The organism is Dehalobacter sp. DCM, from assembly GCF_024972775.1.
Classification (GTDB): Bacteria; Bacillota; Desulfitobacteriia; order Desulfitobacteriales; family Syntrophobotulaceae; genus Dehalobacter.
Genome location: NZ_CP092282.1, coordinates 194,837 through 218,195 on the forward strand (window position 1 = coordinate 194,837; position 23,359 = coordinate 218,195).

At 37.2% G+C, this 23,359-nt stretch carries 19 protein-coding genes; 18 read left to right on the plus strand and 1 reads right to left on the minus strand.

Translation table 11 applies throughout. The features are described 5' to 3' along the window. The 9 genes from LPY66_RS00980 to LPY66_RS01020 all read left to right on the plus strand — a co-directional run bounded on the left by LPY66_RS00980 (nucleotide 1) and on the right by LPY66_RS01020 (nucleotide 14,331). The gene (locus LPY66_RS00980; RefSeq protein ID WP_337986293.1) at nucleotides 1-1,932 is read left to right on the plus strand and encodes a DNA methyltransferase; all 1,932 of its coding nucleotides are present in this window, start codon (nucleotides 1-3) and stop codon (nucleotides 1,930-1,932) included. Next, a complete protein-coding gene (locus LPY66_RS00985) occupies nucleotides 1,932-4,529 on the plus strand; it encodes a DEAD/DEAH box helicase family protein (RefSeq protein WP_337986294.1) in 2,598 nt (865 codons plus the stop codon). Before LPY66_RS00980 ends, LPY66_RS00985 begins: the two co-directional genes overlap by 1 nt. A gap of 43 nt (nucleotides 4,530-4,572) precedes the next feature. Continuing rightward, nucleotides 4,573-5,001: a very short patch repair endonuclease gene (locus LPY66_RS00990; RefSeq protein ID WP_337986295.1), complete on the plus strand. Its 429-nt coding sequence runs from the start codon at nucleotides 4,573-4,575 to the stop codon at nucleotides 4,999-5,001. A gap of 221 nt (nucleotides 5,002-5,222) precedes the next feature. Then, entirely contained in the window at nucleotides 5,223-7,301 is a 2,079-nt protein-coding gene (locus tag LPY66_RS00995) for a type ISP restriction/modification enzyme (protein WP_337988168.1), read from the plus strand. Nucleotides 7,302-7,360: 59 nt separating this feature from the next. Then, a complete protein-coding gene (locus LPY66_RS01000) occupies nucleotides 7,361-9,496 on the plus strand; it encodes an ATP-dependent nuclease (protein ID WP_337986296.1) in 2,136 nt (711 codons plus the stop codon). Further along, the gene (locus tag LPY66_RS01005; protein ID WP_337986297.1) at nucleotides 9,481-11,196 is read left to right on the plus strand and encodes a UvrD-helicase domain-containing protein; all 1,716 of its coding nucleotides are present in this window, start codon (nucleotides 9,481-9,483) and stop codon (nucleotides 11,194-11,196) included. Before LPY66_RS01000 ends, LPY66_RS01005 begins: the two co-directional genes overlap by 16 nt. A gap of 50 nt (nucleotides 11,197-11,246) precedes the next feature. After that, nucleotides 11,247-12,545, plus strand: a complete 1,299-nt coding sequence (locus LPY66_RS01010) for a hypothetical protein (protein ID WP_337986298.1) — start codon at nucleotides 11,247-11,249, stop codon at nucleotides 12,543-12,545. Between the two features lie 17 nt (nucleotides 12,546-12,562). Beyond that, entirely contained in the window at nucleotides 12,563-13,315 is a 753-nt protein-coding gene (locus LPY66_RS01015; protein ID WP_337986299.1) for an AAA family ATPase, read from the plus strand. Next, nucleotides 13,312-14,331 carry a hypothetical protein gene (locus LPY66_RS01020; RefSeq protein ID WP_337986300.1) on the plus strand — a complete coding sequence of 340 codons (1,020 nt, stop codon included), beginning with the start codon at nucleotides 13,312-13,314 and terminating at the stop codon, nucleotides 14,329-14,331. The genes LPY66_RS01015 and LPY66_RS01020 overlap by 4 nt, the downstream gene beginning before the upstream one ends. Nucleotides 14,332-14,655: 324 nt before the next feature. Here LPY66_RS01020 and LPY66_RS01025 read toward each other — a convergent pair whose 3' ends face one another. Then, complete coding sequence (locus tag LPY66_RS01025; protein ID WP_337986301.1) at nucleotides 14,656-15,645, minus strand: HNH endonuclease; 990 nt, start codon at nucleotides 15,643-15,645, stop codon at nucleotides 14,656-14,658. A 335-nt stretch (nucleotides 15,646-15,980) separates the two neighbouring features. On the opposite strand from LPY66_RS01025, the gene LPY66_RS01030 reads away from it, so the two are divergent. The 9 genes from LPY66_RS01030 to LPY66_RS01070 all read left to right on the plus strand — a co-directional run bounded on the left by LPY66_RS01030 (nucleotide 15,981) and on the right by LPY66_RS01070 (nucleotide 23,295). Next, nucleotides 15,981-17,387, plus strand: coding sequence for a hypothetical protein (locus tag LPY66_RS01030; protein WP_337986302.1), 1,407 nt, complete (start codon nucleotides 15,981-15,983; stop codon nucleotides 17,385-17,387). A gap of 16 nt (nucleotides 17,388-17,403) precedes the next feature. Then, nucleotides 17,404-18,885, plus strand: coding sequence for a hypothetical protein (locus LPY66_RS01035; protein WP_337986303.1), 1,482 nt, complete (start codon nucleotides 17,404-17,406; stop codon nucleotides 18,883-18,885). After that, on the plus strand, nucleotides 18,885-19,814 hold the full coding sequence (locus LPY66_RS01040; RefSeq protein ID WP_337986304.1) for a hypothetical protein: 930 nt from the start codon (nucleotides 18,885-18,887) through the stop codon (nucleotides 19,812-19,814). The genes LPY66_RS01035 and LPY66_RS01040 overlap by 1 nt, the downstream gene beginning before the upstream one ends. Before the next feature lie 331 nt (nucleotides 19,815-20,145). After that, a complete protein-coding gene (locus tag LPY66_RS01045) occupies nucleotides 20,146-20,649 on the plus strand; it encodes a hypothetical protein (protein WP_337986305.1) in 504 nt (167 codons plus the stop codon). Between the two features lie 168 nt (nucleotides 20,650-20,817). Then, nucleotides 20,818-21,021, plus strand: a complete 204-nt coding sequence (locus tag LPY66_RS01050; protein ID WP_015262175.1) for a hypothetical protein — start codon at nucleotides 20,818-20,820, stop codon at nucleotides 21,019-21,021. Between the two features lie 5 nt (nucleotides 21,022-21,026). Beyond that, nucleotides 21,027-21,959, plus strand: coding sequence for a DNA adenine methylase (locus LPY66_RS01055; protein WP_337986306.1), 933 nt, complete (start codon nucleotides 21,027-21,029; stop codon nucleotides 21,957-21,959). Nucleotides 21,960-21,990: 31 nt separating this feature from the next. Next, nucleotides 21,991-22,425, plus strand: a complete 435-nt coding sequence (locus LPY66_RS01060; RefSeq protein ID WP_337986307.1) for a hypothetical protein — start codon at nucleotides 21,991-21,993, stop codon at nucleotides 22,423-22,425. Beyond that, on the plus strand, nucleotides 22,422-22,715 hold the full coding sequence (locus LPY66_RS01065; protein ID WP_337986308.1) for an AbrB family transcriptional regulator: 294 nt from the start codon (nucleotides 22,422-22,424) through the stop codon (nucleotides 22,713-22,715). Before LPY66_RS01060 ends, LPY66_RS01065 begins: the two co-directional genes overlap by 4 nt. Continuing rightward, nucleotides 22,708-23,295 (plus strand): hypothetical protein, encoded by a 588-nt coding sequence (locus LPY66_RS01070; RefSeq protein WP_337986309.1) that lies wholly within the window; start codon nucleotides 22,708-22,710, stop codon nucleotides 23,293-23,295. The genes LPY66_RS01065 and LPY66_RS01070 overlap by 8 nt, the downstream gene beginning before the upstream one ends. Nucleotides 23,296-23,359 lie beyond the last annotated feature (64 nt).

Genomic DNA, 23,359 nt, shown 5'->3' on the forward strand with positions numbered 1-23,359 from the left:
ATGACAAATTTCTTTGAAACACTAATAGAAGTCCTGCAGGCTGATGAACGATTCTTTACGGAAGAAGGGACGTTGCTTCGCAACAAGGTCTATGAATCTGCTATGAATATGGATGCAGGATTAATTGGTCTGCTCCTTGCGAATATTGATACAAAGAACCGGTTTTTTGTGGATGTGAAGGGGACGCTAGTCTTCGATAAAGTCGGTTTTGGGTGGGTTGTAAATAACCGCCAGTTTTTGCCCGATAGTTACACACGCTTTAAGAACCGAATTGGCTTGGTTGATTCTAGAGGCGACCTCATTTCAGCGTCTTCCGACGTGGTACTCTCTTTCCCTTACAAGGATTGCGTCCTTGAAGGTGGTCAGACAAAAGATGACCAAAAGAGAGAGGAAGTTTTCTTCAACTCCACTCTTGCACCCGATGAGGTGGACAGACTGCTTTATCCGAAAGTACTTGTCAGTGCCCAAAGATTCACTTATGATGGCGCAGTCGATTTAACAGGCTTACCAGAGGTGAACGCTGATCCAAATAGTGTAGTGCAAACAACTGCTATGGAGTTTTTAAATACGGATAACCTTATATTAAAAGGAAACAACCTTCTTGGTATCGCTTCCTTACTAAAAAGGTTCGAAGGCAAGGTTAAATGTATATATATTGATCCACCTTATAATACAGGGGGGGATGGCTTCAACTACAATGACAGATTTAATCATGCGACATGGTTAGTATTCATGAAAAATCGACTTGAAATAGCAAGACGCCTGTTGTCAAATGACGGTAGCATTTGGATTACATTAGATGATGTGGAATCGCACTATCTTAAAGTCCTTTGTGATGACATATTTACCCGTGAATGCTTTGTGACTGAGGTCGAGTGGAGACATTCGGACAATAGCAATAATAACGCCCTGACTTTCTCAATAGACACAAACCATATCCTTGTATACTCGAAGAGACCTGGATGGAAACCGAAATTTTTAAATGATCCTGAAAAACGTAAACATTTTAATAATCCTGATAATGACCCTCGTGGTGCATGGTTTGACGGTAACCCTGTAAATAATCCAGGTTTGCGTCCAAATCTGCAATTCAACATTACCGCACCAAACGGGAACATCATTAAACATCCACCGAATGGGTGGAGATGGTCAAAAGAGACAATGGATGAGAAATTTTCAACTGGTGAATTAAGATTCTCGGAAGATCAGACAAGGGTAATTAGGCGGTCATATTTAAATGAAATGGAGGGGCTACCACCTTCAACGTTATGGACAAACTTTGACACAACAGGGCATACCAGAAAAGCAAAATATGAACTTAAGAACTTGTTTCCCGACATGCCTGTAACCAGCCTATTTGCAACACCGAAGCCCGAGTTGCTTATAAATTATATCTTTGATCTAGCTACTGAGCCTGGAGACTTAGTGTTGGACTTCTTTTTGGGCTCTGGTACCACATGCGCCGTAGCACATAAGAAGGGTCTACGTTACATTGGCATTGAACAAATGGACTATATATCAACCTTTGCTATTCCGAGACTAAAAAAAGTAATTGCCAATGAGCAAGGTGGAGTTTCAACGAATGTTAATTGGCATGGAGGTGGTTCATTCGTCTATTGCGAACTTGCTAAGTGTAATCAGAAGTACATAGATGAAATTCTAGCAGCAAAGAGTGATGCTGACCTTACTACCTTATTGGAATCTGTATTAAACAGTGGTTTTATCAGTAGTAAAGTGAATCCTGCCATGATTGCAGGAGCTGCCGCTGACTTTGAGGCTTTGTCGATCGAAGATAAGAAACGCTTACTTTTGGAGTTGCTCGATAAAAATATGCTCTACGTTAATCTGTATGACATTGATGATGAGGAATACGCTATAAGCGACACAGACAAAGCTTTCACACGGAGTTTCTATGGATTGGAGGATAAGTAATGTTCCTTTTTCAGCAAATAGACTCAATTCGAGATTATTCACCGATTTCATATAAGCAAATGCCCGAGTATATTGCTGAGAACCTCAATCAAACATTCGAATTGCGCCCTTACCAGATAGAGGCTTTTCGGCACTTTATTACTTTTTACGAAAGCGAAAAATGTCCACACCCAACACAATCGCTTTTTCACATGGCAACTGGAAGTGGTAAGACGCTCATTATGGCAGGGCTTATTTTATATCTCTATGAGCGTGGATATCGGAATTTCTTATTTTTCGTAAATCTTGATAACATTGTACAAAAGACTAAGGACAATTTCCTTAATGTCGCTTCAGCAAAATATTTATTTGCAGAAGAAATAACCATCGGTGGAGAAACAGTCAAAATAAACGAGGTGACAAATTTTCAAGGTGTGAATCCTGATTCAATAAATATCTGTTTCACTACAACTCAGGGACTACACTCAGATATGTGGTTCGCAAAGGAAAATGCCCCATCGTTCGATGACTTTGCAGAACAAAAGACAGTTTTAATTGCGGATGAAGCACATCATCTCAATGTGGACACGCGAAAGGGTAAAGTCGACAAATCTGAGGAAGATTTGCGAGTCAGCTGGGAAACGACTGTAAACCGCATCTTCAATGCTAATCGCAATAATATACTTTTAGAATTCACAGCGACCTGCGATTTGCAGAATCCGTTCATTCTAAGCGAATACGAGAATAAAATTATATTCGACTACCCTCTTCGCAAATTTCGCGAAGAAAAGTATTCGAAGCAAGTACGGGCTATAAGAGCCGATATCACATATGCCGATCGTGCACTGCAGGCTCTCATGTTCAGTCAATACCGCTTGAAAGTTTTTCAAGATCACAGGATGTACATTAAGCCAGTTATCTTATTCAAAGCAAAAACCATAGCCGAAAGCAAGGACTTTGAAAGGTATTTTCATGAGATGGTTCGGACGCTCTCGGGTAGTACATTGGAGAGTATTGTATTAAACTCACCTCTTGCTGAAGTGAAACGTATGGCGGATTACTTTGCTTCCAAAAACATTGACTTTGATGAATTGGCGCAGGAGTTACGTGAGGAATTTAAAGCTGACCATTGTATCTCGGTCAACGACGATAAGGAAGCAAATGAACGTCAGATAATACTCAATTCTCTCGAAAGTAGAGATAACCCATATCGAGCTATTTTCGAAGTTAAGAAACTAGATGAGGGATGGGACGTTCTAAACCTATTTGATATTGTACGCCTTTATGAAACTCGTGATGCTTCTAAAGGAAAACCAGGAGCGGGGACTATTGCAGAAGCCCAACTAATTGGACGTGGTGCAAGGTACTGCCCGTTTGCCATTGATGATGACGATGAGAAGTACAAACGAAAATATGACGGTGACGTGGAAAATCCACTCCGTGTATGCGAAGAGTTGTATTATCATTGCCAATATGACAGTCGCTATATCGATGAGCTGAATAAAGCATTGATTGCTACGGGTATAATGCCAGAGAGCCAGACCGAAGTGCGCTATATACTCAAGGATGATTTCAAAGCTGATGAAATATACAAGACAGGCATAGTGTTTTTGAATAAGCGTGAGGTGAAGAGTCGTAAAGCTATTGTAGAGTTGTTGCCTTCCGTTCGCGACAAAGAATATTATGTAACAATAAATACAGGAAAAACAGCAATGGACACTATGATGATGAACGCACATACCAACACAACTGTAAAGACATACCAATACAGAACGACAATTGGGAAAGTTGCTGAATACAATTATTCACTTGTCCATAGCGCCTTACGTAGAATTGATGTCTTTAAATTTAGTATACTTCGAGGATACTTCCCAAATCTGAAATCATTAAGGGAATTTATAACGGACACCGCATATCTAGGTGGCATAAAAATGCTTATCGAGAACCGGGACGAGATACCATCGGCAAATACTTACTTTTTAGCGTGTTTGAAAGTACTGACAAAAATAGGAGCAGAGATATCGACTATCAAAGAAACCTACGAAGGTACGACCGACTTTACGGATAGGAAATTCAGCGAGGTATTCCGCAGCAAGACACTCCATATCACTGATCCACATGGAGAAGGCGAAGGTGTTTCTCAGAATGCTGCAACAATTCGTCCAGAATGGAAAATAGACCTTAGTACTGCAGATTGGTTTGTATTCAATGATAACTTCGGTACGACTGAAGAAAAATCGTTTGTTGCTCACTTTGCCTCATATGTTGCGCAACTTAAACTTGAATATGATAAGGTCTATCTGGTGCGAAACGAACGGCAGCTTGTCCTCTACTCCTTCGATGGTGGTGAACGATTCGAGCCGGATTATTTAATGTTTTTGCGTAAAAAGAAGACAACTGGTTATGAGCAATATCAGATTTTCGTCGAGCCGAAAGGCAATCATCTTATTGCGCAGGACAAATGGAAAGAAGATTTTTTATTGCAAATTGAGACACGTGGTATTCCTAAGAAAACCTTTGTGGATGACACTGTTTATCATGTCTGGGGATTTCCATTCTACAACCAACAGAACAAAATGGCAGAATTTGCATCTGCTTTTGAGCGTGTACTGCCTTAGTTCAAGTTGAAGTATGAATGCGAACTAATGTGAGGTGTTAACTATGGCGGATGTGTACACACAGGTAAAACGCTCCGCCGTAATGCGGAGTGTAAAATCGAAGGGAAATAAATCTACAGAGTTGCGACTTATTGAGGTGTTCCGTGAACAAGGAATTAAAGGTTGGCGGCGTGGATATTCTGTTACCGGGCATCCAGACTTTGTTTTTTTATCGAAGCATGTAGCAGTATTTGTAGACGGATGTTTCTGGCATGGACACAATTGCCGTAACACGCAGCCAAAGGAAAACCAAGATTTCTGGACAAAGAAAATTGGCGGCAATATTGAACGAGATTTAGCTATAACAAAGAAATTTGAGAGTCGTGGTTGGAAGGTTATTCGTATTTGGGAATGTGAATTGAAAAAGAAAAACCGCTCCGCCCTAATTGAAAAACTGAGAGTCGCACTTGGTGAGAAAAGTGGTGGTAGTTAACTTTTTTATTTAGCTATACAATTTAATTATTTCACACGAAGAATCATTGGTGTGTGCATTGCGTTTATACAACAAAAAAATCTTTGTTGAAATGAAATCATCTGCAATAATAAAGGCACCTGTAGTTAGCAGATAATCTCCTAACGCCTTTAGTTTGAGCCTTCTCCAGGCTATATCACCTGGAGAAGGTTCTTTTTCTTTGTATCAAACTCGGTACGAACATAGACCCATGTTGCGGAACCGGGTCATTTTTAGAGCAGATTGTGATGCACGATACAAGAGATAAGAAATATAATTTATGCGGTTTTGAGATCTTGCCCGCTCCATATATGTTGGCAAATTACCGAATGGCAATCTTGCGCAATAAGTATGGAGTAAAAAAACATAAAACAAATATTGTTTTGGCAAACACACTCAGCAACTATACCTTTGGAGAAACCGTGGATACATCTACAATTCAAGGCGAAGAATTACAAAAAGCACAAACGCTGTCTTCGTTGCCGTTGAAGTTGATAATTGGGAATCCTCCTTCATCTGATTCTTCAAAAACAAATGAAGGGCCGGAATTCTCAATAATAAGCGATCTGATGACTGATTTCCGTCCGCCGGAAGAAACCAGGCATGCTCGACAAAACATACAAAAGCAGATTAACAATCCCCATATGCAATTTTTAAGATGGGCATGTGAAAAGTTGTTAAAATCCACACAGCACTCGGTGTTATCTTTTATAGTCCCCTCTTCATTTTTAGAGGCTGAATCTTATCGTTATGCCCGAAAATATTTGTGCGATAATTTTTCGGCGATCTGGATAGTTGCTGTGGATGCCGATGCAAGGACGGGTATCAGAAGTGACAGTTTATTTAACACTCTGCAAGGCCGCGCGGTTATTATTGCTGTCAGACGTCATAACGAGATCAAGACAACAGATAAGTATATGTATTTGGAGTGTTCTTCATTGGGCAAATCTGAGAAATTGGATTTTTTACAGCAACCAATCGATAACATCATGCCTCTCTTTGCCGAGCAAGCAATTAATTGCGAAACTTTTTCTTTCTGTCCGTCTAAGCCTTTTGATGAGGAGTTCTATGATTTGTTTTGGCCGGTAAGCGGAGAGATAAATCAAAAAGCAATTTTTATTAATCATTGTTCGGGAATAAAATTAGCTCCCACAACGTTGTTTACTCATGTAAAGGTACCATTTTTGAAGCGAAGGACACGAGATATCGCACAAAACGGAGTCCAAAGTGCAAACGAATGGTTTGCGGGGCAACAAAAGATGCCGACGGAAGATAAGATTAAACACTTTCAGCACGCACTGAATGAAGTTGGAGATGTTTCCAGGTTGGAAACACTAATGAGTGAGAAAATACGTAAATATTCCTTTAGGCCGTTTTTGACGTCAAATGTAATTCTTTGGGAAGATGTATTAAGAAAATATGCGAAAGTCGGTGGAGGAGGAACACGGCTCAGACCGGAAATCATACAGGCATACAACAATGAAAATACGGTAGGATTTGCAATGGCTCATGCACCTAAGGATTTAGATTCTTCGCTCAAACAATTTGTATCGTTCTGCTGGAATCATCCGGACAACGATATGTGTACCAGAGGAAATTCGCATATATATCTTAATCAGTATTCAGAGAAAACTGCCGAAGGCATCGTGATGCAAAACAACATCGATGCGAATTTGCGGCAGCATATATCAACTATGTTAGGTATTTCCGAATTGGATGTAGCCAATAAAATTGTTTTCTACACCTACGCAATACTTTGTTCTCAAAAGTATTTAGATGCGTTTGAAGGGGCATTATTCACTGTTCATCGTTCAGATAAACGAGCAAGAGTACCTATTGTTGACAATGCAGAAACGTTTAATCTTTTAAGTGAAATAGGCCATAGCGTTGCCTGTCTGGAGCAACATGATTATATTCCTGAGAATGTATTGGGACTTAATGCAGATAGTCTCTGGAGTACAGTGTCAAGTACTTCATTCAGGCTTCGTTCCTATGAGTTAAATGAAGAGACTGAACAAATAGTTTTAACTGATGGATCGGTAACTTTAAAGATCCATTGTCCGGTAGACATACAGCGATTAAAGATATCGGGATATAATGTCATAAAAAATGTTTGGCTGAAGTTTAATTCATATGCATACACGCATTGTGAATTTCATAAGGATGACCTTTCGGGGCTGCTGAATCTTATGAACAAACTGATGATGCATATTTCGTTTGTGGGGCAGATAGACGAGATAGTTCAAGATATATTGGACAAAAAGATAAAATTGTTTAATTGAGATGCAAAATACCTCTTACTATCTTGTAAAATCGCAAGTTTATGATGGGGGGGACAATTATGAAATTGAAAACTGTCCAAATAAATAATTTTAGGTTGTTAGAGGACTGCAGTGTCCGTTTAAACGATGAAACTACTGTCCTTGTTGGGAAAAACAATTCGGGGAAAACATCATTTTCATGTATTTTTGAGATGTTTCTTAATGATAAAAATTTTAGCTTTGACGATTTTGCAATTAATTGTCATTCTGATTTTATTGCCGCTTATAAAGAATATATTTCTATAAAAAATGATGAAAAAAAAGTTGAAGACTTTTTCATTTCTATAGATTCAAAAATACCTGCTATAAAAATGTTATTGGACATCGAGTATGACGAAAAAGATAATTGGAGCAATATTAGGCCGTTGCTAACAACATTAGAACCTACCAATATATTGCAAATATTATTTCGGTTTTGTATAAAGGAACCAAAAGCCTTCTTCGAAAATCTACATAACGATATGCAAAAAGTTAAAATCACTAAAAAAAATGAAAATAAAAAGATAATAGAATGCGTATCAGAGATTTTCATAAAGTACTTTAAGAGGATAATAAAACCATTTTCTGCTGATGTTCAAACGGAAGAAATTAGAATATCAGATGTCAATAAAATTATTGGCAATTATTTTATTGCGGCTCAAAGAAACGTTGAAGATGGAAGTTCTCAAACAAGCTCAAAGCTTGCCCCCGTTTTTCAACGAGAATATAAAAATTGCGAGCAGAAGAAAAATATCGATGGTTTTGCAGATGTGGAATTCGCAAATCTTAATAATGAGATGGATAAGGCAAATAGTAATATTGACAAGAAATTGACAGACTTTTTTAAGAGTTTTACTAATTCTTTTGCTACATTTGGCTATCCAAATGTAGAAGGTGCAGATATCGTTTTAAAATCTAATGTTACGGCTACAAATCTATTTAGTGGAATACGTCTGTTTTATAAAGACAAGGAACATTTATTGCCGGAAAAATATAATGGCTTGGGGTACAGTAACTTAATATATATTATCTCGGAAATTTTATGCTTTAAGTCAATATTAGAGGAAAATCCCACAGATCTTAATTTAATTTTTATTGAAGAGCCAGAAGCTCATATGCATCCACAGTTACAAAATACATTTATTTTAAAACTTAATCAGTTTTTAAAGGAAAATAATTTAAATGCACAAATTATTATATCAACACATTCCCCGCACATTGTTTCAAATGCTGATTTTGAGAGTATAAGATATTTCAGTAGAAATAATGGGAATGTAACTATAAAGGACTTATTAGAATTCAAAACAAATATAGAAACAAAAATTAAAGATGATGAATCAGATGATGATGAATTTGATATTGATACGATTCAATTTTTAAAACAATATATTACTTTAGTAAAATGTGATATGTTTTTTGCGGATAAAATAATTCTTATAGAAGGATTATGCGAGAGACTGTTAATGCCATTATTTGTAAAGAAAACAGATAAAGAAATTTTTAGGTTACCTAAATTTAAAAATTTGAGAGCTCTTTCAGAGCAATACATATCCGTTATTGAAATCGGTGGCGCATATATGCATAAATTTAAAGAATTTTTGGAGTTTCTAGAAATAAAAACTTTAATAATTACGGATATTGATTGCTGCTATACAGAAGAAAAGCTCAAAGAAGATGGAACAATCGACTATAAAGAAGACGGTTGTACCCCTAAGATGACATCGCCTCAAAAACATGAAATATTGCTTGCCGATTTAGAGAAACTTGTTTCTACTAATCAAACCTTGGTACAATGGGTACCCCAAAAAAAGAAAATAAAAGATCTTGCCTTCGTGAAATTTGATTTTAATAATGCATCTACTATAGCTGTAGCTTATCAGACCAATCGGTTAAACAGCCGAACTAAAATTAAATGTGGACGAACTTTTGAAGAAGCTTTCATTATTGATAATAATAAGTACATTCTTCAACATAAGAAAAAGCTGAGCAGCATTAAGAATAACATAAAGGATTATGCAAATGATGATGAGATATTAAATAAATCATACAGCATTTATTCATATATTGATGCTAATGACAAAAAAACCGACTTTGCGTTTGATTTAATGTATGTTCATCCCGATAAATGGGACACCCCACGATACATTAAGGAGGGATTGTTTTGGCTGGCAAAGTAGAAAGCAATGTCTTTAAATGTATAGATAATAAAAGAAGCTTTATCATAGAGGCTGGTGCGGGAAGCGGTAAAACTTGGACGCTGGTTCAATCGCTGTTTTACATAATAGAAAATCAAGGTAACTATTTGAGAAAAATGCATAAACGAATTGCTTGTATAACATATACCAATGTTGCTAAAGAAGAAATCATTGAGAGAATAAAAGCTGATGACTTAGTGGATGCCAGAACAATCCATGACTTTTTATGGGATATTATCAAACCTTTCCAAAAGGAATTAAAAGCAGAGCTGGTCAATTTAATTAAGGAAAAAACCTTGAAAAAAGCAGAAATAGTAAGCAGCTCCAACCCCACAACCAAAAAATATAAAGAAGCGGCAGAGGCGCTTGCTAAGTATAATGATACTTTAGATGAACTTGAAAAATTCAAGGGAGAGATACAATACAGGGAATTCTACAATCGAAAAAATGGTATAGTGTCACATAATGATATCTTATGGCTTGCCAATGTCATTATAAGAAATTATCCAATTATCCATAAAATAATTGGAGATACATATCCAATTATTTTTATAGATGAATATCAAGATACCGATAAAAACATCGCACAAACAATATTGGAGACTTTAAAACAAAATTCAACTATAGTTTTTGGTTTTTTTGGCGATTATAATCAACAAATATATGGAGGAAGTATCGGAAAGATTGATTCCGTAAAATACAACTTAGAAGTCATCCCTAAAAAGGAAAATTATAGATGTTCAATTGAAGTAATTAATCTTTTGAATAAATTGAGAAATGACATAACACAACGGCAAACAGGAGATCCCAAAAATGGAAAATGTATTTGTTATTATGTGAATGATAATGAAGCAGATACAGAGAACATCATTAAAAAGCACATAAATAAAGATTTTGGTTTAGCATCGGAAAGTGAGTTGAAAAAACTATATTTGGTTACTAAGACCATTGCAAAGAAGAATGGTTATTTTGAATTACACGATCTGTATGATGAAGAAAACATAAATATAGAACATAGGCGGCCCAAGAGAAAGGATCAACTTCTTAAAAATAAAGATAATAGAGATTGCCCTTTTGCAAATTTCTTATATACCATAGAAGAAATAGTCGAGTTGTTCAACGAAAACAAAATCCAGGCATTATTGAAAAAGACAACATATGAAATTTCGTGTTTAAACGATAAGGTCCAATTAGATAAAAATATTATAGAACTTAGAGAGCTAACAGGAAGCGAAACGATAAAAGGAATTTTTGAATTTGTTTGGAATCGGAATCTTTTACCTGTCCCTGAAAAGCTAAAAGTTTACTTCCAAGATAAAGAACTACAAGATGATTTTTTTAATGCACTGATGTGCTTGCCTTATGTACAATTCCGTAATTTATATTATACGGTAAAAAAGACCTCGCCTTTTTCCACAGACCATGGTACGAAAGGTGCGGAATATGACAGTGTAGTATGCTTTATCGATGATAATGATTGGAATACTAGCTATAATTTCAACAATTATTTCAATAAAACAGATGAAGGAAAAGCAAGATTTGATAAAACAAAGAATCTTTTTTATGTAATTTGTTCTCGAGCCAAATATAATTTAGCAATTGTTATTTTATCGAAGCTCAGTGACGAATCAATAAATAAGTTAAAGCTTTGGTTTGGTGAAGAAAATTTTATTTCCATATAAAATATTGATCATAAACACATACAAGAAATGCAATTAAGGGGTGATAATCAATGGAACTATTGTATTTGTGGATTAATAAATCGGAAAATGGCATATTTAAGAGCCAAGAGGTTTTGTTATCGAACAAATACAATATTAGTATTTGTTTTGACGATGATAGGTACCAAGTGAATATTACAGAAGGAGAATCATATTATAATATTTTTGAAAATGAAGTAATTAGAAATGTTTCTGCACTTGTTGGTTCCAATGGAGCAGGTAAAACTACATTGTTAAAATACATATATAGAAATGACATTATGCCTAAACATAACGAGGATAGACTGGAATATCAAAAATCAGTAGAAGCGGAATATGAGCTTGATAAAACATTACAAATATTTGCAGATTCCGATAAAACCATAGTGATTCATAATTTAGAACAAGAAGTTGTAGTACCTCATGGTGTAGAAGTGATCCGAATGAATAATAAGAAGTTCCAAGAGATGCATGAAAACAAATCATATTTAAATTCCATAACTAAGATTTACCTAACGAATGGAAACTACATAGATGATAATGGATATGCAGCAGAATCGGGAGAACCTAGTCGTATCGTTCTTTCAGTAGGAAGTATTAAAAGTTTTTCACATGATTTTTACAATAAATGTGTGCGATTTCCTCAAGGGCTAATAGGTAATAATTTGTATAATGGATTGCAAAACATGATTGTTTCAACTAAGAATGATATGGACTTTCAGTCGGTATGTGACGTTCTCTATTTTGATAAATTATTTAAGTCACAAAATATGAGCAGATTTGCAGGGAAGATATCTACAGAATTACATATCTCAAGTAAGCTGTTACCAGCGATTTTAATCAAAATGAAGGTGAAAAAGCCTTCAAGCTATGATTCGCATTTAGACTATCCATCCTTGGTTGAGAATAAAATTAAAGCATGGGGAAGTTTTGTCAGAAATACTAAAAGCAATGTATTTGATTTGACAATATGCATGAAATTAAATTTTATATTTGAATTAGATTTTATTTATGATGTTTTGGATAAATATGAATTATCTAATTTATTGACAGCTGAGTCTGTCTATTTACAACTAAGAAAGCTTTTAAGAGAATACTGTGAAGAAGAATATATTGAATATTACGAAGAAGCTATAGCTGAAATTGCTAATTTGGAAATGCTGATTTTAACTTGTGATTTAATCGCTAACCTGTATCCGGAAAGCGATATGGCGTATGAGAAAAAGATTATGATAAGCTATGAAAAAGACTCGACCACTTATTTAAATTTTATTAGCTTCATCAATGATACCGCAAAGAAAAATCATTCATTTATATATTTAAATATTTAAACTTAGAAAACTTAAAAATGTCATCGGGTGAAAGAGCTTATCTTAACTTCTTTTCATGGATCAATTTATTAAGTTTTTTTCATGAAATATCAGATAATGTATTGGCTTCAACAAGAGAAAATATTCTTCTTCTTATTGATGAGATCGAATTGTATTGTCACCCAGAATGGCAGCGTCAATTTATAATCTTTTTATTAGAAGAATTATCGGAACAATTTGTTGGAAATAAGATTCAAATAATATTAGCAACGCATTCTCCCATAGTATTGTCGGATATACCTTTATCCAATACAGTGTACATTATGCAAAACGAGGATGGACAGTCGCATATTGAAAATAGAACCAAACACAAAGAAACATTTGCAGCGAATATATACAAACTCTTCGACGATTCTTTTTTTCTTAGTAAAAAAGGAGCTGTAGGAGAATTTGCTCGTAATACAATAAATTCAGTTTTTAAAGACTTAAATGATGTTTTAGAAAAAAGAAGACCTAAAGATAATTTAAAGAAAGAAAGAATTAAATTTGTAATTAATAGAGTAGGAGAACCGGTTATAAAAAACCGGCTCACGGATATGTATATAAAAGTATTTTCTGAAGATAAGGACGCATTACTATCAATTCAAAATAAGCAGATAGTTGAACTTCAAGAACAAATCAGAAATGGAAAAATAGTGAGTAGCGATGAACTTAGAATTTTGCATGAGCAGCTTACAAAAACATTAGAAGAAGTTAATAAATTACTACCGAATGAAGGCGATTCCATATGATAAGAATTGCAATATCTGAAATTAAGGAATGGGAACTAATTCAAAAATGCCATCTTGAGTATTTTAAAAAATATGTTACTCCACGGATTAATAATATAAGCTATAAAAAGGGTACGCTTGAGAGCTTAATGAAAAAATTTATAGATAATATAGTGTTATCTGATATAGCAATTGGCAAAATCAGTAGTTTAAAAAGTTGTTTAATTGAGTATGATCAAATCCTTGCATCAATGGCTGTTGGATGCTCTGCTAAAACATATAAAAAGAGAATAGAAAAAATTAATAATACTTTGAAGTATATTTTTAATTATGAAAGCTTTCGAGACAATAAAAATAATATTGAAATAGATCATAAGCCAATGAATTGGAATAGACATAAATTAATATCGCTAATGGATATTAGAACTTGTCCATACTGCAATCGTCAATATGTCACAAATTATACGGAAATTGATAATAAAAAAACCACGGCTGATTTAGATCATTTTTATCCTCAAAGCAAATATCCATTCTTGGCTTTATCGTTGTATAATTTTATCCCATGTTGTCAAGTTTGTAATTCTAGGTTTAAGGGCGATCGCTTTGAGGCAGAAAAGCATATTTACCCTTATGATGAGGAATTTGGAGATGACGCTAAATTTACAATAAAATCTGAAACGATGGATTATATCTGGGATAGTTTGAGCAATTTTGAAATAGAGTTATCGGTACAAAAAGAATGTAAAAATGTAGAAAAAATTAAGAACTCTATTAATACCTTTAAAATAGAAAAGGTTTATCAAACTCACAAAGATTATGCTCAGGAAATAATTAAAAAAGCTATAGTCTATGATAAACAAATGATAAAAGATTTAGTAATACAATACCCAGATATGTTTAAATCTGAGGATGAAGTTTGGCAATGTGTTATGGCTAATTATATGACAGATGAAAATTTAGGAAATAGGCCACTTGCAAAACTAACTAAAGACATTTGTGAACAGTTTGGAATAAAGGTAAAAAGTTCAAGCTTTTAAAACATCCATTTCCTTCCGCGAAGCACACGTATCACTTCAAATTGTTTTACTACATAGAAACTGTGAAGTATATCCGAATTGTAGTCCCAAGGCACGTTGAGAGTATAATTCTGATGACGAAATGTGGTTCTGAAGGCAAATGAGGCAAGTTAACCACTATATGTAGTGGTTTTTGGGCAAAAAATAAGCAAAAAACGGGCTGAAAAAGTGCATTTTTCGGCCCGTTTTTTTGATGGTTTTTATAGATGACATTAGGGATTTTTGTAGTATGGTGATAATCCAGCCAATTTATTAAGAAACAATTCAGCGACAAAAAAATTGTTCTTAAAGCAACTCTGGAGTGACATCTTTCATTTGTTCTGTAATTTCGCTAATATCGTCAAATTCATATTCAATACTTTGTGTAGCTGTTTTTTTCCTTTCACATGAGGTGAGGTCAAAAATATCTTCGCTAGAAGTCTTAAACGGGAGAGGTGGAAACGGTACATTCATTATATGGTGATACGATGCGTCTTTTAGTGTCGGGACCTCAATTAAATAAGAAAAGCAACCATAAGTTAGACTAAAGAGCAAATAGGGGCCCTGCCAGATATTCGGTTTTCGTTTGTATAAAATGCAACAAGGATACTTTGTAACATTAAAGCCAGGGATCATCTTATACCTTACCAAGAGTTTTTTTTCATCAGAATAGAAATTGACATGCCTTTTCTCCATTATCCAGCTAATAGTTCTAACAAAATTATTGATCTCTGCTTCAGGCATTATGCTAATAGCCATCTTAACAAAACACTTAAAAACCGCTATCGGGATATATGAAGGAATTGTTCCGGTACGAATTAATTTTTTCGTCTCAGCATTAAAAGTAGTAGTGATGTCATCAGTTGTGTCATTCATAACAAATATTTTGTCTGAACCATCAACACTTTTCCAAATTGCTTTTGATTTGCCGCCTTTGGATTGATAAATAGGTACACCTTTTTTACCTGATATATTGGTAGCGTTATGATAAAAATTAAAAAAATTGGCATATTCGCTTTCGAGTTGTCTTGCAAATAGTTTATTGCATTTATCACATTCATAATATGATACTAAGAAATGATTACCTGTAGATTCCGGAAGGGCATGAGCAATTTTCTCAAACGCTACTTCCGGCTCGCCTTTTCCGCAAAATCGACAAACTTTATGTTCAACACTCCCAAGATAAAAAAAGTCTGTATAATTCAACAACTTAAAATCTAAAACGTCATAGCGACGTTCATAAAAATCAAAAAGTTTAGGATCGATGTCCTTAACATCTAAATAAAAGTTATGCATACTGCAACCTCTCTCTTTCAGGATACTTTTATTATACAACAAATTATAGAGTACCCCATGTGGATGATCTATTTATAATGTTTATATTGAGGAATTCAATTATATTTGGTATAATTAGACAACAGAGGACCAAGCATCTTTCCTTGAATTTAAATAGCAATCGGTATATGTAAATCCGTGCAGGGCAATTCCTTGCACGGATTTATTAAAAATTGGAAATTCATTTTATAGCAATGTAATTTTCGATAGAGGTTAGAGCCATGTGAATGGGTGTACCAATGAAGTGGTTACATTATAGCATCCTTATAACAATAAATCTTTGGGGGTGGTTTTATATGAAATCTGTTTTACTCGGCAATGGAATTAATATTCAATTTGGTGGCAAAGCATATTCCAATGATTTTATCATGAAGCGGATCATATTCAACGCCAGAGCAAATAAATATGATCCTTTGTTTAACGGCCTGATTTTAGGTAAAGACATTGAGGGCATCTTCAGAGCCTTCATTGATATTGCAAACAAAGCACGGAACGGTGATTATGACGGAACCGGAATTTCCGATGACCGAGAAGCTATTGAGGATTTCAAGAACAGATATACTGCCCCCATTACGAAATATTATGATATCATGCTTGAGGACTGGTTCTTGCTGATTCGGTTATTCTTTATTACGAATGCTGACATTAAAGACCAATGGCAGTCAGTGAAACAAGGATTTGAGCGTATGATCCTTGATGCGATCTATAACGATGGGATGATCACCAACGTCCATCAAAATATGAATAAAAATGTGAAGCGTTTTTTTGCTGGCTTTAATCATATTTTCTCGCTCAATTATGATTGCAATCTCGAAGCGTTGACAGGTAGACACGTGCTTCATCTCCACGGAAATTATTCCGTCCTCGCTGACAGCGAAAACCCCGATATTGTTGAAGGGTATATCCGCCAACAGGCTGGGCAGTTAGTTGTCATCGATGAGTTCCGACATTGCTTTTGCAATGCGTTGCTGGATTATAGCGGCGAACTTAAATTCAGACGAGCGTCAAACATCAAAAAAGCCACCGAAGAAATGGATCGCTGGCTTGAGCTGTCGAAGCGAGATGAGGCAGAATATGAAAAGCAAATTGCACTTCTGAAAGAAAAGAACGAATGTGCTTTTCAATTTGTCAGGACGTATGTTCAGCCCCACGCTCTGAAAGTCGGTACGGATTATCATTTTGACGAGTTATTAAAATTAGAGGGAGAACTGCATATCATTGGACTGTCTCCGAATAATGACAGCCACATATTCAGGTGCATAAACGAAAGCAAGTTAGAGAAAATTTATTTTTACTATTTTCCTGAAACAGACAAAGTAATCCCCGTCACCAAACCCTATGAATTATTGCGCGTCGAAAATTTATGGGAATCATTAGATGCTAAAAAGAAAAAATACAACTTCCGCTATCCCATACCGAATAACCCCGAGGTGGATAAGTTCATCGAAGTGTTCAATGCGTTGTCGTTTGATCCAATTCCTAAGAAGAAAATCATCGACGAAATAAATTCGATCCCACAGTTTGAAGCGAATAGGCTGTTTGCAATCGTAAGAAAAAAGCTGGAAGAGCAAAAGAATCTTGGAAATCCTAAAAGCGAAGATGAGCTGATTCGGGACTTTGGAGAGATTAGCCGCATAGGGCTGCGTGAAGGGATTTTGCCTTCATCTCTGTTTATGCTCTACATAATGAGTTATAAAGGTTAAAGTAGGTGGATACTTTATGAAAAATTTTATCCAAACTATAAAAGGAATAAGTACCGAAAAGCTTATACATCAATTTGCTGAAATATCCGTTGATATGTGCAAGAAGCAAGAATATTTACATAATATTGATGTTCCAATCATTCAAGGGAATATGAAGAGAACTATGACAGTTCAATTGTCGGCATGGGACATTCATGGAATTCAGTATCATGCGATTTGCTACAGTAATGATTATAGGAATTCAACCACAGTTTATACTGTTGGGCAGATTGTTGATCTCTATCGCCAATTTGAAAACCAGGAATCTCCTGCGGAGGAACTGCGAAAAGCCGATCTCAGCGGTGTTTTTAAAATACTTTTTGGACTGGTTTCTGAGCAATTACCTTTTCAAAACATGGGCTGGATATATGAAAACTTCAATAGAAATTTTCATATATTAGTGGCCTCAGATAAAGTAAACAGAAACCTTAAGATTGGCCTGGAGCAAATAATCAGAGAAAAATTCGGTTGGTCAATTGATGAATACATATCTGTGCAGTTAATCGTATATTGGCTATGTATGCAGCACTGTGATCCGCTTACTGCGCCGGAGAAAATATATAGAAAACAGAATGATACGGTGTTAACCAAAGAGAATATTGAAAAATATATCAAATATTATTCGTGCAACTATGATGATGTGCGACATTCTCCGATTAAAAAACAAATTTTCTACTCAAAGCCATTCATTCATACTGATAAATCCGGAGCATATATCGCTTCAAATTTCTATTTAGTGTTCTGGATGATCAGTAATAGCCTTTATTGGTTGATGAGAGATTATTACAACGATTTAGGTAGCCAGGCGTTTGTCAATGCTTTCGGGACAATGTTCGAAGACTATCTAAAAGAACTGGCCGAGAAGCATTTTCTACCAGAACAATGGAAATCCATCCCTACTATGAAAAAGAAAAGCGCTGATTATTATTTTGATTTAGAAGATGCAATATTGGTTATTGAGCAAAAGGCCTCATTAATCCGCATATCGGCAAAGCAGCAGACACCGGATTTAAATGCTTTAAACATTTTTTTTACTAACGCAATTACAGAGGCATATAAACAAATTCAAGCAACTTGTTCAGAAATCAGACTGTCAAAACCGATTATTAAAATAATACTTTTATATGAAACAATTGAAAATACTCACTTAATTGAAGCAGCTTTACCGGAGATATTTGGAACTGACGATAGTTGTTATATCATGACCATATTGGAGCTTGAGATATTGTTTCATTTGTGGTCAACAGATAAAGATAAATGCCTTGAGCTGTTGCTAAAAATGCTGTCAGGAAAAAAAGAAGACACAATGCAAAGCTGCAGCATCTCAAAAATTTACAAAGATATGGGGTTATATGCTCTGCATGGTATTGCCAGAGAGCTAGACTATTTTGAGAAAGCACTTGAAAATTTGGGGAAAGAATTGGATAAGACATATGAAGAATTGGAAGTGAAGCAATAGTGATCTGTGCTTATTGTGAGCAAGAAGCAAAAGGAACAAAAGAGCATATTATTTCCTGTGCCATATTAGATATTTTCCCTGAGTGCTTTGCCACTATAGATAATCTTAGAGGCAAAATCCACTTGGGAGATCCGATGGTAAAAGACGTGTGCGCGAATTGCAATAACAATAGAATTTCTTATATTGATTCGTCTGCAAAATCGATAGTATCTGATTATTTTGTTCAGAAATATGAAAAAGACGATATATTGGATTTTACTTACGACTACACTTTACTTCAAAAAATGCTCTTGAAATATGCATTTAATGATTTGCGTTCACGTAAAGATGATACTTACTTCTTTACACAAAATATCTTAGACTTCTTGATGAATAAAAATATAGTTGATCCGTTGAGAAATGTTACAGTATTAGTCGGTCTTGCTGTCAATACTTCGCCTGCACCCGACTATATGTTCGGTAATAATAAAATTCGATGGGGCAAAAATCCTGCCTTTCTTTCGAATAGTATTATTGAACATATAAATTATGAAACAGGAGAAATTCGTCATAGAAGTGAAAATCCACGTCAAGAATTTAAGAAGATGAGCTTTTCCTATATATTTAGATTTAATAGCGGACAGTTTTTGCTAATTTGTTGGGATGATGATATTTCTGATGATGATTTGAAAACAAATAATGTGATATTGCAGTGTCAATATCCATATACCATTCTTAGTAGTCAAGGACATCACACCCTATCAAGGTGTACAAGCGAAACAACATATCATTTTGAAATGCTAATTGACGTAAGCTGGGGACAAGGAATTTTTGACGATGTTACTTGGATGCGTGGCACTTATACAGATAAAAGCCAACAGGATCTTAAGGAAATAGCAAGACGTTGGCAAAAAGAAGAAGAGGACTTAGCTAAAAGGTTCCCAAGATAGATTTACTACGAGCGCAATCTATACCATAATATGAGCATAAGCGGAAATTTGAGTGGCATCTTTTATTACCTAACTTCTCAAAATTTTAGGTAGTAAAAGATGCCATGCGGTCAAACCCGTATGGCATTTACCTTTTTGGGGGATTCGGCCCCCGATTTTTTGCCCTTCAATTTTAGAGATGACAAACGACTTCTTTGGCATTCTGAAGGGATTTGAACCTGCGTGAATAACTGACATAAAAAATGAGCGGGGTATTTTCTAAGCGAAGATACCCCGCTTTTTTTATTCCCTTTTTTAGATTCTCAAATTAAAAAGAATGGAGGAAATCAAAATGGCAAACGAAACAATGCGCATCTTCTTACCGCTGACGATCTTCACCTATCCTCGGTATAACTGCTCGGAGGATGAGCGAGAGGACATTTCATCCAGGGAAGCGGTGGCATATGAGGATCAAATTCTCGCTGCTATTGCTAAGGAGAACCGACACTTTGAAAATGATCGGGGTCTCGCCGAGTACATCCATGACGAAGCTCTCAATAAAAAGGTGTATAGTCTGATCCCATCTGTGGAAGTTGTCGACGGCGAGCTGTGGGGAGTTATGACCGCAGGGCTTAAAGAACCCCTCTCTGGCGAAGAAACAGCCGAGCTGTTAGAATTTGTGACTGGTCAGGCGAGTGACGGTTATGGCGAAGGATTTGAACAGAGGCCCATCAAAACTCCTGACGGTGAGATTTACACCAGCTTCTGGAATCATGAAAACTATTCTCTCAAGCTTGAACAGGATATGAAAAACAATTCGCCTGACCTCGGATACGGAGGCCTGGTGATGCGATGAATGAAAAAGTGAACGGATAAATAGCGCTCTTTGGTTTCTTGTGAAGCTGGAGGGTGCTTTTTTATTACAGCAGATTGCTGTGAGCAATACAACTGAATAAAAGAACGAAAAGGCGCTGTCTTACAAAAGGCAGCGCCTTTTTTGTTTTTCCGAGAAAGGAGCTGAACCATGAATCATGATGTAACACCAGAAGAAAAAACAGTCACAGGAGTATGCGATCCGCCGATTAAGTATTCCTTACCTCTGCCCAAAGATCTCGATCGTTGTACAGGATGTCCTTATCCCCGAGTCGGCTTCATCTGCTGGAGTCCGGACGGCTCCTGCATGAAAACCGAGGTTGATAAATTCAGCCGTCCAAGCAAAGGCAGGTGATGAAAATGAACAGCATCATCAGCTGGGTGGGCGGCAAAAAAGCACTGCGGGACTTGATCTACCAGCGGATGCCAAAAGAATTCGGACGGTATATTGAAGTCTTCGGCGGCGGGGGCTGGGTGCTGTTCGGACGGACACCCGACGCCGCCATGGAGGTCTACAACGACTTTAATTCTGACCTTGCGAATCTTTTTCGTTGCGTCCGCGACCGCCCCTTCGCTCTACTAAAGGAGCTGAATTTCCTTCCGCTGAACGGGCGGGATGAATTCATTGTCTTGAAAAGGTATCTGGAGAAGGAGGAATTTACAAACGAGTACCTGCGAGAGGAACTGGAGCTCGCTGAGCGGTATCTTTCGGAACTGCAGTATGAAGAAATCAAGCTAATCCTTTTGGAAAACGCGCAGATGAACGATGTGAAACGCGCCGCCGCTTTTTACAGACTCATCCGCTTAAGCTATGGAAGCGGATGCACCAGCTATGGCTGCCAGCCCTTCGACATCCGTAAAACCTTTCACCTTCTCTGGCAGGGCAGCCGGAGGCTTAAGGATACGGTCATTGAGAACAAGGACTTTGAAGAACTGATAAGGCAGTATGATCGTGAGAATGCCTTCATCTACTGTGACCCGCCATATTATCAGACGGAAGGACACTACGCTGTGGAATTCAAAAAAGAAGATCATGTGCGGCTCCGAGATAACCTGGCGGCCTGCCAGGGCAAATGGCTGGTGAGCTATAACGACTGCGCTTATATCCGGGAGTTGTACGAGGACTATCACATTGAAGCGGTCAGTCGAATCAACAACCTCGCCCAGCGGTATGACAACGGCTGCGAATATGCCGAAGTCCTAATCTCCAATTACGATACCGGTGAACGACTGAGGGACATGCCGACCCAGTTGGGGCTATTCGACCTCGCCTGTTTTAACGGCATGGAATAACTAATCTAAATCTATTAGGAGGGTCAATATTATGAAACTGATTGAAATGCGTACATTCGTAGACAAACAAGGCAGCATTATCCTGCCGGGCGAGGCGCTTGGCACGGTGGGATTGAAGCCCGGCGACGAGTTGCGTGTCACTCTCGCTGTGGGGCAGGAAGAAACAGAAAACATATGCCCGCAGCTTGTCATTACGCCACAGGGCGTGGAAGTTGCGGTGCAGCTGACCGGCTGGCGGGAGGACGATGAGGAAGGCGACCTGACTCTGACTAACGATCTTCTACAAGCGGCGGAGATTCCGGCGGACAGTGATCTGGAGATCGTCTGCACAGCCGGAGCCATTGTCATTATGGAATCGGATGTTCTGGACAACCTGCCTGACGAGCTCCGTGAGCTCTTCGGCGAGCTTGGCATCGACCCCGGCACAGTTCGGGAGGTTATGAGAAAGGACGGATATTTTATATGAAAGCTAAACCCATTTATAAAATCATTGACGGCAAGGGCCGCGTCCTGATTCCCAAGGAGCTTCGAGCAGCTTCCGGCATGGATTACGGAGATATTGTGAAGCTGAATATCCATCAGGGCGTCGTCACTGCAAAGAAGGTGGATCTCATTGAGGTAGGCGACCAGTCGCCAGAGGCGGTGGAAGCCTTTGTCCATGCCGCCATCCGCGAGATGCCAGAAGATACACAAATCACACTTGCAGCCAGATTGCTCGAACTTATCGAGCAGAGAAAGGGGCGGCGTCATGAGTGAGAAGACATTGTTTACTCAGGAGGACTGCATGCAAACCGGATATGACATGTCCATTAACGGAAAGGTTATTGTACTTCATCCGTCCTCATTGCCGGAGGAATTCCGGAATGCGAAGTACCAGATGTACTTCTGTACAGGAGGAAACGGCAGCAATCCGAATCCCATCGGCCGCTACATCTTCACAGTATCCCTGGCGGAAGGAGAAAAACTTCGCTGGAATAGGAATGACATTCTTGGCATTCTAAAGCCTGAACTCCTTCCTGAATATGCACAGCTGCAGCTCTCGCAAATCCGTCCAAACGGTTCACTGGATCTGAAAAATAATGAACCGCAGTACAGCGGTTATTGTTTTCTGCCGGACGGACGCTACACCTCCGGTGTAGGGCTATGTAGTGACAAGGAGGTGATAGATTACATCGAGATGCAGAAGGAATACCAGCACAGGGTGATGATCTGCGACCGTGAAGATTTCTGTGTATTTGAGATGATTGCGGGACAGATCGTCCATCCATTGCCGGAAACCATGGAGGCCTACCGAAAGGAAAAACAGGAGCAAGGCAGAATGGAAATGAAGCTATGAAACCTATAGGGACTTAAAGCCGGGGTCAGGTTGCTGATTCCGGCCTTGTCATTGTTAAAACCAA

Coding starts and splice junctions, on each gene's coding strand:
- LPY66_RS00980 (WP_337986293.1), top strand. CDS start 1: ATGACAAATTTCTTTGAAACACTAATAGAAGTCCTGCAGGCTGATGAA.
- LPY66_RS01060 (WP_337986307.1), top strand. CDS start 21,991: ATGAAACTGATTGAAATGCGTACATTCGTAGACAAACAAGGCAGCATT.
- LPY66_RS01045 (WP_337986305.1), top strand. CDS start 20,146: ATGGCAAACGAAACAATGCGCATCTTCTTACCGCTGACGATCTTCACC.
- LPY66_RS01065 (WP_337986308.1), top strand. CDS start 22,422: ATGAAAGCTAAACCCATTTATAAAATCATTGACGGCAAGGGCCGCGTC.
- LPY66_RS00985 (WP_337986294.1), top strand. CDS start 1,932: ATGTTCCTTTTTCAGCAAATAGACTCAATTCGAGATTATTCACCGATT.
- LPY66_RS01025 (WP_337986301.1), bottom strand. CDS start 15,645: ATGCATAACTTTTATTTAGATGTTAAGGACATCGATCCTAAACTTTTT.
- LPY66_RS00990 (WP_337986295.1), top strand. CDS start 4,573: ATGGCGGATGTGTACACACAGGTAAAACGCTCCGCCGTAATGCGGAGT.
- LPY66_RS01010 (WP_337986298.1), top strand. CDS start 11,247: ATGGAACTATTGTATTTGTGGATTAATAAATCGGAAAATGGCATATTT.
- LPY66_RS01070 (WP_337986309.1), top strand. CDS start 22,708: ATGAGTGAGAAGACATTGTTTACTCAGGAGGACTGCATGCAAACCGGA.
- LPY66_RS01020 (WP_337986300.1), top strand. CDS start 13,312: ATGATAAGAATTGCAATATCTGAAATTAAGGAATGGGAACTAATTCAA.
- LPY66_RS01055 (WP_337986306.1), top strand. CDS start 21,027: ATGAACAGCATCATCAGCTGGGTGGGCGGCAAAAAAGCACTGCGGGAC.
- LPY66_RS01050 (WP_015262175.1), top strand. CDS start 20,818: ATGAATCATGATGTAACACCAGAAGAAAAAACAGTCACAGGAGTATGC.
- LPY66_RS01030 (WP_337986302.1), top strand. CDS start 15,981: ATGAAATCTGTTTTACTCGGCAATGGAATTAATATTCAATTTGGTGGC.
- LPY66_RS01035 (WP_337986303.1), top strand. CDS start 17,404: ATGAAAAATTTTATCCAAACTATAAAAGGAATAAGTACCGAAAAGCTT.
- LPY66_RS01000 (WP_337986296.1), top strand. CDS start 7,361: ATGAAATTGAAAACTGTCCAAATAAATAATTTTAGGTTGTTAGAGGAC.
- LPY66_RS01015 (WP_337986299.1), top strand. CDS start 12,563: ATGTCATCGGGTGAAAGAGCTTATCTTAACTTCTTTTCATGGATCAAT.